9 protein-coding genes and 1 pseudogene are annotated in these 14373 nt (G+C 57.8%); 7 read left to right on the plus strand and 3 right to left on the minus strand.

Going from position 1 to position 14373, the window contains the following annotated elements; genetic code table 11:
• Positions 1 to 4: 4 nt before the first annotated feature.
• Entirely contained in the window at positions 5 to 1924 is a 1920-nt protein-coding gene (locus ACZ45C_RS01370) for a heavy metal translocating P-type ATPase (protein ID WP_006186939.1), read from the plus strand.
• A gap of 28 nt (positions 1925 to 1952) precedes the next feature.
• Positions 1953 to 2606: a hypothetical protein gene (locus tag ACZ45C_RS01375; RefSeq protein ID WP_006186940.1), complete on the plus strand. Its 654-nt coding sequence runs from the start codon at positions 1953 to 1955 to the stop codon at positions 2604 to 2606.
• A gap of 35 nt (positions 2607 to 2641) precedes the next feature.
• Here ACZ45C_RS01375 and ACZ45C_RS01380 read toward each other — a convergent pair.
• Both ACZ45C_RS01380 and ACZ45C_RS01385 read right to left on the minus strand, forming a co-directional pair.
• A pseudogene (locus ACZ45C_RS01380) lies at positions 2642 to 2919 on the minus strand (site-specific integrase); the annotation flags it as partial.
• 349 nt (positions 2920 to 3268) lie between these two features.
• Positions 3269 to 4945 carry a transposase gene (locus tag ACZ45C_RS01385; RefSeq protein WP_464374310.1) on the minus strand — a complete coding sequence of 559 codons (1677 nt, stop codon included), beginning with the start codon at positions 4943 to 4945 and terminating at the stop codon, positions 3269 to 3271.
• Between the two features lie 154 nt (positions 4946 to 5099).
• Between ACZ45C_RS01385 and ACZ45C_RS01390 the strand changes: the two genes are divergently transcribed.
• Positions 5100 to 6092, plus strand: coding sequence for a DUF8137 family protein (locus tag ACZ45C_RS01390; RefSeq protein WP_144927967.1), 993 nt, complete (start codon positions 5100 to 5102; stop codon positions 6090 to 6092).
• Between the two features lie 476 nt (positions 6093 to 6568).
• A complete protein-coding gene (locus ACZ45C_RS01395; protein WP_144927964.1) occupies positions 6569 to 6886 on the plus strand; it encodes a hypothetical protein in 318 nt (105 codons plus the stop codon).
• Between the two features lie 875 nt (positions 6887 to 7761).
• Here the strand turns inward: ACZ45C_RS01395 and ACZ45C_RS01400 are convergent.
• A complete protein-coding gene (locus ACZ45C_RS01400) occupies positions 7762 to 8997 on the minus strand; it encodes an MFS transporter (RefSeq protein ID WP_095638109.1) in 1236 nt (411 codons plus the stop codon).
• A 259-nt stretch (positions 8998 to 9256) separates the two neighbouring features.
• Here ACZ45C_RS01400 and ACZ45C_RS01405 point away from each other — a divergent pair, with 259 nt between their 5' ends.
• The 3 genes from ACZ45C_RS01405 to gdhB all read left to right on the plus strand — a co-directional run bounded on the left by ACZ45C_RS01405 (position 9257) and on the right by gdhB (position 13696).
• Complete coding sequence (locus ACZ45C_RS01405) at positions 9257 to 12139, plus strand: bacterio-opsin activator domain-containing protein (protein WP_144927961.1); 2883 nt, start codon at positions 9257 to 9259, stop codon at positions 12137 to 12139.
• Between the two features lie 109 nt (positions 12140 to 12248).
• Complete coding sequence (locus ACZ45C_RS01410) at positions 12249 to 12392, plus strand: rubrerythrin-like domain-containing protein (RefSeq protein WP_137691468.1); 144 nt, start codon at positions 12249 to 12251, stop codon at positions 12390 to 12392.
• 2 nt (positions 12393 to 12394) lie between these two features.
• Positions 12395 to 13696, plus strand: coding sequence for a glutamate dehydrogenase GdhB (gdhB, locus tag ACZ45C_RS01415; protein ID WP_095638111.1), 1302 nt, complete (start codon positions 12395 to 12397; stop codon positions 13694 to 13696).
• Positions 13697 to 14373 lie beyond the last annotated feature (677 nt).

The following is a 14373-nucleotide window of genomic DNA, read 5'->3' on the forward strand; positions in this document are numbered from 1 at the left end:
CACTATGAACAAACAATCGATCACGCAGTACTACCGGAACCACCGGAAGGCCATCGTCACGGCGACGAGCGGCCTGCTGTACGGCGGTGGCTGGAGTCTCGGCTACCTCACGAGTTTCGAGATGGCAAGCGCCGCCATCCTCGTCCTCGCGACGGTCGTGGGTGGCTACGACATCGCCAAGACCGCTTACCACGAGGTCACCAACCGGACGCTCGGCATCAAGACGCTGGTGACGCTGGCCGCCATCGGTGCTATCGTCATCGGGGAGTACTGGGAAGCCGCCGCCGTCGTCTTCCTGTTCAGCCTTGGCAGCTACCTCGAAGGCCGGACGATGCGGAAGACCCGGACGGCACTTCAGGAGCTACTGGAGATGACGCCCGACACGGCGACCGTCCGTCGCGACGGGACACTCCAAGAGGTCTCCGCCCGCGATGTCGAAGAGGGCGAAGTCGTCGTCGTAAAGCCGGGCGGGAAGATCCCGGTCGACGGAACCGTCGTCGACGGCGAGAGCGCAGTCAACCAGGCGCCGGTCACCGGCGAGAGCGCGCCCGTCCACAAGGCCGACAGCGACGAGGTGTACGCCGGGACGGTCAACCAGGAGGGCGCGCTAGAAATCCGGACGACGGGAGCGGGATCGGATACGACTCTCGAACGGATCATCCGTCGCGTCGAGGAGGCCCAGGAGGCTCAGTCGCCCACGGAGAGTCTCATCGACCGGTTCGCGAAGTACTACACGCCGGCCGTCATTGCCCTGGCTATCGGCGCGTACGCGGTCACGCAGAACGCGATCCTGTCGCTGACGCTGCTGGTCATCGGCTGTCCGGGCGCGCTGGTCATCGGGCCACCGGTCAGCATCGTCTCGGCCATCGGTAACGCCGCCCGGTCGGGCGTGCTGATGAAGGGCGGCGAACACCTCGAACGCGCCGGCAAGATCGATCTCGTCGCCTTCGACAAGACGGGGACGCTCACGAAGGGCGAGACCACCGTCTCCGACATCGAGGGGTTCGGCGTCGCCGCCGCCGACGTCCTCTCGCTCGCAGCGACCGCCGAGAAGAAGAGCGAACACCACCTCGCGGACGCCATCGTCGACATGGCCCGCGAACGCCAGACGGCTGCGACGGACGGTGGAGCGACGGTCGCCCAAGCGGACGATACGGACGTGGGGCGCAGGTCGGTCCCCGATCCCGACGACTTCGACGTGGTCGCCGGCAAGGGCGTCATCGCCCATGCCGATGGCCAGGAAGTCGTCGTCGGCAACCGCGCGCTGCTGGACGACCGCGACGTCGATGTCCCCGATCGGGTCGCCGACTACGTCCGCGAGCGTGAGGGGCGCGGCGAGACAGTCGTCCACGTCGTTCGGGACGGGGACATCATCGGCGCGATTGCGATGCGGGACGAGCTCCGGGAGGCCGCTCCTGGGGTCGTCGCGGCGCTCCAAGACGCTGGCATCGAGACGGTGATGCTCACCGGCGACAACGATCGGACGGCCGCTGCCGTTGCCGAGGAGGTCGGTATCGACGAGTACCGTGCCGAACTCCTCCCCGAGGACAAGCAGTCCGTCATCGAGGGCTACCAGGCCGACGGCCACGTCGTCGCGATGGTCGGCGACGGCATCAACGACGCGCCATCGCTGGCCACTGCCGATGTCGGCATCGCGATGGGTGCTGCGGGAACGGACACCGCTATCGAAACGGCTGACATGGCGTTGATGGCCGACGACCTCGAACGCATCCCGTACGCGGTCAAACTCAGCAAGGCGACGCGCTGGAACGTCCTCGAGAACGTCGGGATCGCGGTGCTGACCGTGACCGTCCTCCTCGCGGGCGTGCTCACCAGCTACGTCACCCTCGCGTCGGGAATGCTGGTCCACGAGGCCAGCGTCCTCCTCGTCATCCTCAACGGGATGCGACTGCTCCGCTACTGACCACGAGACACGATCACAACCACAACTCATGACATCGAATTCGACTGCGACTGACACGACCCAGACGAGAACCAATTGGCAGGTCGACTACGACGTCGAGCCGATCGAAATCCGCGACCCCGTCGCGGAGGCCCTCGACGTCCTCGAACCGGGCGAGCCGTTCGTCATCGCTTATAGAGACGCGGTGAAAGAGGCAGGACACTCCTGTCCGACTGCCTCGGGCGCCTACCGGATCGTCCAGCTCGGGCTCGACGCCCTGTATCCCGACGACTATCCAGTCCGGAGCGAAATCGAGGTCCAGACGGCCGGCCCGCAGGAGGATGCTGCGTACGGCGTGATGAGCCGTATCATCTCGTACGTGACTGGCGCGACCGGCGATGACGGATTCAGCGGGCTCGCCGGCGGCTATGGCGGCCGCCGCGACCTCCTGTGCTTCGACGGGTTCGACCCGGACACGGCGGACCCGACGTTCCGGTTCCGGCGAACCGACACGGACGAGACCGTCGAAGTGGCCTACCACGTCAGCGACGTTCCTAGCGGTGGACCCGCAATCGGGAACCTCCAGAGGATTCTCGACGGATCGGCAAGCGACCAGCAACGGGAGGCCTTCGCTGACGCTTGGCACCGCCGCGTGCAGGCTGTTCTCAGAGACGCCACCCTATTCTCCGTCGAAGGGGTATGAACGCGGCGGTGTACCCCTCACACTCGTAATGAGAGTTACCGCGATATACTGTTGGGCTCCTTGGGTACCTTGGTAGCGCCATCACCTAACTCGCCGACATCGATATGAGAGTACCCCACGCAAACCATCCCCTCAGAGTTGTCCAAGTATCGAGCTACAACCGCCAACCCAAATACTCAAACAAGAATCTCGCCCATCCCGCGTCAACTGCCATATGGAGCAAGGTAATCGTGTTTCCAATGGTCGATATCGATCTCCACAGCCTCTGAAGTCGTTGGAGAACCGACCGTGACCCATCAGTCATAATCTGCGGCAACGTCTACGGACACATCTATGCCGTTGTATGAGTCGTCGGAGCGCCCTGTCGGTGCCGTCGATATTGACGGGGTACAAGAGGTCAACTATGATTTATTTCCAGTTCATTTCGAACTGATTCGAAGGCACGCATCAAATCTATCCTCCGAGGTTGTGGAAGTTGAGACTACGGCGGCTATAGCACCGCTGGTATGCACGATATCAGCCGAACCACCGAACTTGACACGGTTCACACTCGGGCCGGGACACCACTTCCAGTTAGTATCCCAACTAGAACTGCGTATTTGAAGAGATCAGAACAGCGCTGCCGCTCGTTACTCCTGTTCTCACTGGCTCAATATCGGCGATTACCCGACTCCAGTTTCCTTCTTCAACAGTGTGAGCGTATTGTCCGCAGTCACAATCGGGGAATGCTCGTACTCACCCGTCAACTCGACTTGCACGAGGAGGTCGACGGCCCGCCAGATTGAGTACAGCAGACAGGCGAACGCGAAGTAGAAGAATCGCAGTACGAAGTTCTTCGAGGTTGTCGCGGCCATGAACCGCTTAATGCTCCGGTAGCCGCTCTCGATCTCCCAGCGATAGCCGTACTCACTCAGCAGTCCCACATTACCGTTGCACATGAACACCGAATACTGCCGGTGGTCAGTGTGCTCAGAATTCTCGTTTCGACGGTACACGAGCGTCGTCTGGTGCCACTCATTCTTGCCCAAGTGGAGCTTACGGTCGTTCACGTATCGATCTGTCTCACTCTTCAAGAGTCGTTTCGCCTGGGCTCTCTCGCTCGTGTGCATCCGCTTTGGGACGACGTACGTGAGCCCGCGTTGGCTAATCATCTCCAAGACGTGTTGGCTGTCGAATTCTCTGTCCATCAGCACGCTGTCGACGTGGACGAGGTCCTCAGCCGAGTCAAGTAGATCCTCGACAATTTCCAGCCGACTCTCGCCACGCCGCACCGGCCTTGCGTCTAAGACAATCGGGACCGCATTACCGACGAGCTGGACGGTCGCCCACTGATAGGCGTATTCGTCGGTCTTCTCTTTTGTCCCGATGATCTCATCCTCGTGACCTGTTCTATCACCGGTGAAGGGCTCAGCTTCAGTGATGTCGATGGCCACGATTCCGGCTCGGAAGAACTGCTCTGTCTCCGCGACTTCATCCAATAGCCGTTTCACGGCCTGACGGTACATCTCACGAATCTCCGCTATCGAGAGGTCACGAATCTGATCACGATGGGCGTGCCCCAGAGGTGTCCGACTACGCGTCGACTCGTAGATGAAGCTCCGAGCCCCCTCATTGGCAGCTAAGTTCTCGCGGAGGCCGAGATAGGTCTGTAAGTCCCAGTAGGCATTCTCGTGGATCTCACAGCCCTCTCCGCGATCCATCGAGAACGCCGGGAAGACAACGCGACTGACGTGATCCGTGATCGTTCCCGCCTGTTCCAGCACGGTCTGCTCGTCCGGATCGGAGTCTCCGGTACTGTCTCCTCGCTGAGGGAGCGTCCTGTCCGGGTCACGCGGAACGCTCACACCCGCGTTTTGGGCATTGATCAGGGCCGTCCGGGCAGCCGTCTCAACCGTCTCGCGTAACTCACCCGTGAAGCGCTCGTGCCAGCTACGCCAGAGCGTCGACTGATTCGGAACGCTCTCGAGTCCGAGTTGCTCACGCAATTCAGGGTGGCACTTGAGGAATTCGACGAGTGCTGTCTCGTGGTCCCATCCGTGGAGTTCTTTCAACATGAACACTCGAAAGAGGGTGTCCATCTCGTAGCTCGTCGATCCCGCATAGCGGTCATGGGTCTCGAATTTGAAGTAAGCGAGCGGCAGCGAACAGACGAACTTTTCGACCGAGTTGTGGCACTCGTGGCAGAACCACGTCTCCGAAATCGTCCGAACATCTGATTCCAGTCCCGCGAGCGACGTTCGGTCATACAGTGGTGTCGAATCATACGCCGGCCACTCAACGTACGATCGCTGAGCGATACGTCGAAAGATCGTTCGACGAGACTCGGGAGTCGAAGCCACTACGAGATACTGACTCGGACACGCAGAAGTCCTCGTCCATCTCGATAAGAGACATCGAGATTGGGGAAGGTCGGTACTCGCTAGGGGAGAGAGATTAGTTCCGCAATCCGGTTCCAGGGGGAACACATTTCCTCCACATGCCTCTAGTCGGACTATGGCTCACGAGTGCGACGATTGCGGGGAGTCGTTCGAGACACTCACTCATCTCCGACTTCACGACTGTGGCGATGTCCAATCGGACACGTTCTCGGCCTCGACCGATTCGGGGAGGTCTAAATCTGACTCATCTCCAAGCCAAAAACGGAACAAAGAGGTTGCCGAACTCGATAACCTGCTTGATCGTTTCTCCGACGGTGACGTGGATGCCCTACACTACGCAGTCGTCGAATTCGAAGCAGCACTCTCGACTGCAGTCGAGGAAGACAGCAGTGGAGATACGTTTCGGGACGTCTTCTGGCCATACTACGAGCGCGTCAGCAACGAACTCGACGATGCAACGAGAGTACACGGTTGGCCATTCCTTGCGGATGTAATCGATGCGCATGAGCCCACTGAGAAGGCCGAATTTCCGCTCGTCACGCCCACAATAGCAAACGCTGTCGGGCGATATCTTATTCGAACGCGGATAACCGATGGTGTCGAGGCGATTCCGGTCAAGGCACTCGAATATCTGAACACTGTCGCGGTCAACGCTCCCGAAAGCGACGATGTCGCACGCGAGGAAGTCCATGCTTATGGGTGGGGAATCGGACATCCAAACCACTCAGTCGTCGACCAGCTCCACGCCCGTACGACGGAGGACATCTTCTCCGTCAGCCCAACAGTCGAACACGCCTTCTACGCTGACCAGTACGCTGCCGTCGACCTGCTCGAACAGCTGGTACGAGACGAATCGATCAATGGGACGCTCCCTCGCGTCACCCGTGACGATATGCCATATCGTCGCTACCTGCTCGACTGCGTCTACGGACTGAAAACAGACAGCCACTGGCCGGGGATGCCACGGTACTACGACTGGTACGATGAGTTGGATTACGCCTTCGAACTCGACGAGACAGTCGAACAGCGTATCCGAGACCTCGTCGAAGAGATGGGCTTCGATGCCGATCTCTCGAATGACTGGACGTTCCGCGATCTCGGTATTTGAGGGAATTAACAGTACGCTTTCCCCGCCGCCCGACATACTGGCTGGTAATGCCGTTCAGCGTCACGTAGCACGTGTTCTTCAAGCAATAAGAACTCCTGGCTCTGATAGGATGAAAGCCTGCTAAGTCCTCAGAGTGCGTAAATAGGTACTGGGGTGGTCAAAGGCCGATGATTCAACAGCGTTTCAGAACGCGTGGCTCTGATTGGCCTACGTGCCAAGGAAGCACCATCATGGGAGGTCGAATAGGTGTTGCTCCATTTACGCACACACCACCCATCAGCGCAGCAGCAGCTCGTACCGATCTGCTAGGTGCTTGACCGCATGGAGGAATTTGATCCACAAGAAGTGGCTCTGTTGAAATCCTCAACAAATGATATATTCTGGCCCGGTTGCGGTCAACACAGGGAGTTAACCTACCTAAAGCCGACCGATTTTCTCGGGTGTAAGTATTTGTCGGAGCACTATGGATTATTCATATGGCGATGTCCTCCAAGACCCTCAATGTGGGATTGCGTGATGTCGGTTTCTCCCTCCTGTGTATCGTGTCGGTCGCCGCGATACTGCCCGTACAATTCGTCTCACTGATCGTCTTCGATACCATCGGACTCGACCAATTCATTCCCAGTACAGTGATTTATACGGTGGTGCCTGCTGTAGTGGTGACTGCTATTCCGGCAATCGTGGCCGCTCGTCAAAACAACCGTCGGGGTTCGCAGGTGATTACGGCGGTAGTGTTCATCGCCGCGATCCTCGCCTCTATCCTCGTGTGGAGCGGGTTCTTCGTCATCGGATAGCGACGAAACACACGCAGCTCTCACCAACCGGCTGTTTCAGCCTATCGTATCTCTGAAGAATGTGGGTTCAACAGAGCCGGATATGTGGCTCTGTTGAAATCCTTTTCTTCAGATATGTTCTCGTCTGAGATAGCCGGTTACTGAATAGTGTTTCTTGATCTTGTGCGGGAGTAGGTGTAGTACGTCGCTCAGTGTGATGGCGTGGGGATTTATAAGTCAGATCACCGTGTTGCTGTCGGCTGTTTATAAGCGGTCGACGCTGCTGCGGTGAGGGCCTTCAAATCCCCAGTCGCGAGGCGGGCGCACGCTCGCTGCGCTCCTCACTCGGTCGCTACCGCTCCCTCGTTGCGGTGCTTACGTCGCCTGCGCCCGCCTCGCGACTGCCCCTTTGAGTCCCGCCCCGCACAGCACCGCACAGCACCGCACAGCACCTCACGCCTCCCCAGCCTCGCCGCTCACGCCCTTGCGGGCGTTCGCGGCGTCCCTCGCGGGCTGGCTCGCGGCCTCCGCTTCGCTCCGGCCGCTCGCAGGCGCGCCACCGCACCGCCTGCCATTTATAATCGACCGTCGGCGCCGCTAGCGACTATTTAAATACCGAATCGCTACTACCGATCTGCGATACTCACTTCCGCAATCGCTCGTCGCTACGTCTGTACTGAGCGATTCATGAGTCCCCTGTACTGAGCGATTGAGGATGAAAAACTATCAACTTCAGAGGGTTTCAACCTACACGTCAAAACGGCGCCACCGACGTACCGACGTTCATCACCGAGAGCCGAACTGTCGCAGAATCCTTTCCAGTTGAAGAGCACCAACAGCTGTTCAGCGCCGAGTACCACGACTTGACAGCGTGAAAGACAGTTGCTGAACCCTTTCTACGAGTAACCTGGCTCTGGAGCTCGCCATGCAACCACGATTCCACAGATAGCGACGACTCCAGCGAGTAGAAATGCCGTATCGAACCCCGCTCGGTCGACAACAACGCCGCCTACAATCGGGGCAAGGAACGCCCCCGCTAACCCGACACTCGTCTGGAACGCGACGGCTGTCGCAGCGACTCTTGAATCGACGACTTCCCGGACATACGTGAAAGACAGCCCCAGCGTAAGCTGAACCGCGAACCCGGTGAGCAGCAGGAGCGCAACGAGTAATGGAAGTGACCGAAACTGAGTGAACACCAATACGAGCGGAGCAGCAGCTGCGAAGGACCCGAAAACGATGGGTTGGCGGCGACCACCGAAGACGCGGTCAGACAGGAGGCCACTACTGATTCTAGAGACGACCCCGATTGCGGGGAACACTGCCACCAGGAGTCCACTCACAGCGAGTGACAGGCCAAGCTCGGTCGTGAGATACGACGCGCCCCAGCTATTCACGAACAAGTACAGCGAATAGCCGAGAAACCCGAGCAATCCGACAGACCAGACCTCCCGGTTCCGAAGAACTGCACCAAACTCCTGAACCGAGGGGGCATCTCCCTGACTCGTCCCGATCCCTCGACTTGCTGGCCAGAATACGATGAGACCCATGACTGTGAGCCCCGTGAACGCAATAAAGATTGTAGGCCACCCGAATCGATGCGCAATGAGTGGCCCGGTTCCTTGACCGAGCGCGAATCCGATCGGGCCACTTGCGGTGAAAATGCCGACAGCGGTTGCTCGATTCCCGCTAGTCGCTGCTCGACTCACGATATCGATGCCAGCGTTCCACACGACGACGTAGGCGACCCCCCCAAGCGCTCGCGACGCAATCACTGATCGGTAGTTCCCTTGCCGTCCAGCGATCCATCCCCACGTTCCGGCGACAAGTAGTGTGAGAACGGCGAGTGCCATCACGTTTCTAGAGTCTGTCCGGTCAAGCACCGCACCAACTGGAAGGCTTGCAATCACTGCAGTACCGAACATGACTCCAACGAGGAAGCCTGCGATTGTTGGCCCGATACCCAGCGAGTCACGAATAAGCGGGGAGACGCTCGCGGGCACAATCTCGTAGGCTGCCAACCCTGTCGAGATGAGGCTCGCGCCGGCGACGATACCCCACGTTGACTGATGTTTCTGGTGTGGATCGCTATTAGTGGGTTCTTGATGCTGGGGGGTCGGTTGGGTAGTCATTACTCGAGAATGTGGACGGACGGTGAACCACGGAAATCGGGTATCGACAGGTGCCTGTAACGAATTCTGACGATAGTGTATCCATGTTATGTATCTCTCCGCATACCTTTAAGGGTTAGATGGTAAATCCTTTTATTCTCTTACTGTTAGATGGTTAACCACCAATGTACATTCATTCTGGCCTAGGCCAGCAGCAGAATTGGGGACGAATTCGAACCGGGCTCGAGGGAAGCGTTCCCTGTATTCAACTGATCGAATAATGGTCGCTTCTCAATTAGTCCTCAATTCGTCGACGGTACTACTCGTCGGAACAAATAACTGGCTCACGCAATTCGCTGTTACGCTTGAGACACGGACTGACGCGACTGTACATACAGTTGGAACCAAGGCGGAAGCGAGTGATATAGTCCGAAATCGGACCATTGACTGTCTCATCACCGGAGACACGCTCGAAGGGGCAACAGGGCTGGAACTCCTCAAGGAGATCCGCACCGAAACCACGACGCTCCCGGTCGTACTTTGTACCGCCGCTGGGAGCGAAGCTATTGCCAGCGACGCTATCAAGGCTGGTGTCACGGATTACATCGTGCTCACGGAGCCGGTAGAAGAGATGACCGACGAACTCATCGAACGAACCGAGCGTGCCGTCCGATCCGCACGGCGGACAGCCACGCGATGGGACCGGGCCAGACAGTTCGACGCCATATTCAACGATTCGCGGACCGCGACGTGGGTGCTCGATCCTGCTGGCTCACTTGCGCGTGTGAACAAGACAGCACGGGAAATGAGCGATGTGGATGTTGAAACGATCGTCGGTGAACCGTTCTGGACGCTTCCGTGGTGGGCAAAGACCGGTACGAAGAGCACGGACGTACAACAAATCGTGGAGAACGCGTTCGATGGGAGATTCGGCAACGCGGTCGTCACACAGCCGCCACACGTCGAGGATCCACGCGTCATCGATCTCTCCGTGCGTCCAGTCGAGAACGAGCGTGGAGATCTCGTTTCAATCGTCGTTGAGGGCGTAGACATCACCGAGCGCGTCGATCTCGAACGCGACCTCCGACAATCAGAGGAGCTCCACCGCGTCACGCTCAACAACATGACCGATACCGTCCTCATCACGAACGAGGCCGGCGAGTACACCTATGTTTGTCCCAACGTCCACTTCATCTTCGGCTACACGGCCGACGAGATTCACGAGCAAGGGACGATCGACAACCTCCTCGGTACGGACCTCTTCGACTGTGAGGAGCTCACAGAAGACGGCGTGCTTAAGAACATCGAGACGACCGCGACGGACAAAGCGGGTCGTGAGCACACGCTTCTGATCAACGTTCGCGAGGTCTCGATTCAAGACGGGACGCTTCTCTTCAGCTGTCGGGATATCACGAAACGTAAGCAACGCGAGGAGGCGCTTGCGACCCTCCAAGAGACCGCCCGTGATTTTCTGTACGCCGAAACGCATCAGGAAATCGCCCAGCATGTCGTCGACGACACACCTGTCGTCCTCGATCTGGATGCAAGTGCGTTCTATCTCTTTGATGCTGATGCCAACGAGCTTCGACCCACAGCGCACTCGGCGACGATGAAAGAACTCAACGGTCCGCTCCCCACCGTACACGCCGACGGCGAAACACTTCCGGGTTACAGTTTCGTCGAGGACGAAGCGCTGTTTTTTGACGATGTTCATGAGGCAGACCGGCTCGAAAACCGGGTGACTGACCTCCGCAGTACAGCCTACATTCCACTCGGTAACCACGGCGTGTTCGTCGCTGGCTCGGACCGAGTCGGCGTCTTCGACGACGTAACCCGGGAACTGGCTGATCTTCTCGCTGCAACCGCCGAGGCAGCCCTTGACCGCGTCACACGCGAGTCCCGACTTCGAAAGCAAGATCGCACACTACAGGAACAAAACGAACAGCTGACCGAGCTGAATCGGATCAACGAGACAATCCGGGAGATCGATCAAGCTCTCGTGCAAGCGGAAACACGGGAGGAAATCGACCATACTGTCTGTGAGCTGTTGACCGGCGAGAACCGATTCCAATTCGCCTGGATCGGGACGATTGACCGGATAACTGACTCCGTCGAACCACGGGCTTGGGCAGGCAGCGAACAGGGATATCTGGATAGCCAAGCATTCGCTATCGACGCATCAGCTGGGGAGCCAGCCGGGCAAACCGCGGCCACTGGCGACGTGACGATAGTGACGAACGTCGCCGCTGGTCTCCGCGACGAGCCGTGGCGGAAGGCCGCACTGGCTCGTGACTACCTCTCTGTATTGAGCATCCCTCTCGTGTACAACGACCTTACGCACGGCGTGTTGACTGTCTACGCACCGACCCAGGACGCGTTCGACGACACGACGAAGGCTGTCCTCGCTGAACTCGGCGAAACTATCGCGTCTGCGCTCAGTGCTATTGAACGAAAGAATGCACTGCTCACGACATCGGTGACGCGGGTCGAATTCGGCATCGATGATCCTGCGTTTATCCTTTCACGGCTCGCTCGAGACGCAGCGTGTACACTCTCGTATCGAGGTGGAGTCCAACAATCCACAGAGGGAAGTTACGTGTTTGTGACTGTCGACGACGGAGCAGTAACTGACGTTGTAGACGCCGCCTCGCAGTTGGTCGGGATTGACGACGTACAACAGATTAGTACGGATGGTGAGGGGAGTGTGCTCCGGTTGCGGCTTACCCAACCGTTTCTCGCTCTCGAGCTGGCCGATCATGGTGCTGTCTTCCACGAGGCAACCGCCGACCCGACATCCACAAGCCTCGTCATCGATATTCCGGACAGTATCGATGTCCGGACCATCACCCAACTCGTCCGAGAGACGTTCTCCACCGTCGAACTCCGTTCGAAGCAGACGCTGGATCAGTCCATGGAACGCGACTTGTACTCGAAGTTCCTCGAGAAACTGACCTCACGGCAACTCGAGGTGATCCAGACGGCATACTACAGCGGGTTCTTCGAGTCACCACGCGAGAACACAGGCGAAGATGTTGCGGAGACACTCGGAATCTCCCCTCCAGCATTTTATAAACACTCTCGGACTGTCCAGCGCAAACTGTTCGAAACGCTCTTCGAGGAGCACAATATCTCAATTTCGGGAATCGAAGAGTTCAATAACTAACTCCAAATTTCAGAGGGTGTTTGGTGGTTAACAGCTGAATATTCCCTTATACACTTATTACACGTACATAGAGTGCCCTATATTACCGGCTGGCACTCGTGAACCCACTATGATAGATGTCGACCCTGAATCAGACGAAAAAACCCCGTACGAGTGCTTCGAGTGTGGCAGCATCATCATCGCAGAAGACAGCCCAGGCCAATGTCCCGACTGTGGCGGCCCGATGCGAAACCGGCGAATGTCACTTGAATAATTATGGCATCAAAATCTGAGAGCACCCACAACGGATCGGACGACGAGGCGGCAGAACCAATCGAGCCTGAGTCGGCACTCGAGACCGCCCGCCGTCAGTTGGATCATGCTGCCAGTCACTTGGATATCGACCCCAGTATCGTCGAACGGCTCAGATATCCGAAGAAAGTCCACGAAGTAACAGTCCCAGTCGAACGCGATGACGGTACGGTCGATGTGTTCACCGGCTACCGAGCTCAACACGACAGTGTCAGAGGCCCGTTTAAAGGAGGGCTCCGGTATCACCCCGAGGTGAGTAGAGACGAGTGTGTCGGACTCGGCATGTGGATGACCTGGAAGTGCGCTGTTATGGATCTCCCGTTCGGGGGTGCCAAGGGTGGCGTCGCAGTCAACCCGAAAGAGTTGAGTTCGGGAGAAAAAGAGCGACTCACTCGTCGGTTTGCCCAGGAAATTCGCGATGTTATCGGACCGAATCGCGATATTCCCGCGCCGGATATGGGTACTGATCCACAGACGATGGCGTGGCTGATGGACGCGTACTCGATGCAGGAAGGTGAAACGATACCGGGAGTCGTCACCGGGAAGCCACCAGTCATCGGGGGGAGTGAAGGTCGTGAGGAAGCGCCTGGACGGAGTGTCGCGATCATCACCAAGCAGGCCTGCGAATATTATGGGAGCGATCTCGAGGGAACAACGGTCGCAATCCAGGGCTACGGGAGTGTCGGTGCGAACGCCGCCCGGCTGCTTGATGAGTGGGGAGCAATGGTCGTCGCAATCAGTGACGTGAACGGCGCAATGTACGACCCAGACGGGATCGAGACGGCGACCGTCCCGTCACACGACGAGGAGCCTGAAGCCGTCACGAAATACGCAGACGACGTGATCTCAAACGATGAGTTGCTCACACTCGATGTTGACGTACTCATCCCTGCCGCTCTCGGAAACGTGATCACCGAAGCAAATGCGAGTGCGATCGCCGCTGACCTCGTCGTTGAAGGCGCAAACGGTCCCACCACTTCGACGGCGAGTGCGATTCTCGCAGAGCGAGACATTGCAGTTATCCCCGATATTCTCGCTAATGCTGGCGGAGTCACGGTGAGCTACTTCGAGTGGCTCCAGGATATCAATCGCCGATCGTGGTCGCTCGAACGGGTGAACGACGAACTCGAAACGGAGATGCAAGCCGCTTGGCAGGCAGTCACAGACGAATACGAGCACCGCGATGTCACGTGGCGTGATGCAGCCTATATTGTTGCGCTCTCACGGATCGCTGAATCCCACGAGGTACGGGGGCTCTGGCCGTAGGGAGATGGACTATCGCCCACTCAGACGGATCCGACAGCCAACTACCCCGTTTGAACGGGGACTGTTTGGACTGTATCAACTCGTTAGCCCCGGGACTATCCTCATCACTATCTGCTTTATCGGATACGTCGTCATCGGCTTCAGTTTATCTTACGTCGGAATCTATGAACCAACGTACTCCGTTATGGGTTTCACTGATCCATTTTTCACGAGTTTGTCATTTCTAACAGGGCTCTTCATCAGTACGATGTCGGGGACGCTTGTGGCGCTCACGCTCTTGCTTAGTCCCAACGATTCGAAGGCTGATCTCGTTGTCGTGGTGAGTTTCATCGCTCTTGGATTTGGGGCCGCTACCATGCGAGTCACATTCGGAGCCGTCCAAGCATATTTCACTGAGATAGTAAGTAATCTTCTATAAAAACAATAAATAGTTTGAAATACGGAAGAAATTGGTTACTTGAATTGAGGCGCTAAGGCCCCTTCCTCAACGAGCAAGTGGAGCGAGCGAGTAGGGAAGGATTCAGCGCCGCACAAGTATCAAACACGTTAGACGCTCGGCCTACAGGCGCACCACCACCTTATTATATTGTTCTCAAGAACTGCTCAAGTGGATCCAGACACAGGGGCTTGCTACCGATGGCCGGTCGGTTCACTGTACAGGATACTGGTAAGTCCCA

Source organism: Halorubrum pallidum (genome assembly GCF_055380345.1).

Bases quoted from the DNA above. Each gene is read 5' to 3' on its own strand.
- ACZ45C_RS01395 (WP_144927964.1), top strand. From the start codon at position 6,569: ATGGCGATGTCCTCCAAGACCCTCAATGTGGGATTGCGTGATGTCGGT.
- ACZ45C_RS01405 (WP_144927961.1), top strand. From the start codon at position 9,257: ATGGTCGCTTCTCAATTAGTCCTCAATTCGTCGACGGTACTACTCGTC.
- ACZ45C_RS01410 (WP_137691468.1), top strand. From the start codon at position 12,249: ATGATAGATGTCGACCCTGAATCAGACGAAAAAACCCCGTACGAGTGC.
- ACZ45C_RS01375 (WP_006186940.1), top strand. From the start codon at position 1,953: ATGACATCGAATTCGACTGCGACTGACACGACCCAGACGAGAACCAAT.
- ACZ45C_RS01370 (WP_006186939.1), top strand. From the start codon at position 5: ATGAACAAACAATCGATCACGCAGTACTACCGGAACCACCGGAAGGCC.
- gdhB (WP_095638111.1), top strand. From the start codon at position 12,395: ATGGCATCAAAATCTGAGAGCACCCACAACGGATCGGACGACGAGGCG.
- ACZ45C_RS01390 (WP_144927967.1), top strand. From the start codon at position 5,100: ATGGCTCACGAGTGCGACGATTGCGGGGAGTCGTTCGAGACACTCACT.
- ACZ45C_RS01400 (WP_095638109.1), bottom strand. From the start codon at position 8,997: ATGACTACCCAACCGACCCCCCAGCATCAAGAACCCACTAATAGCGAT.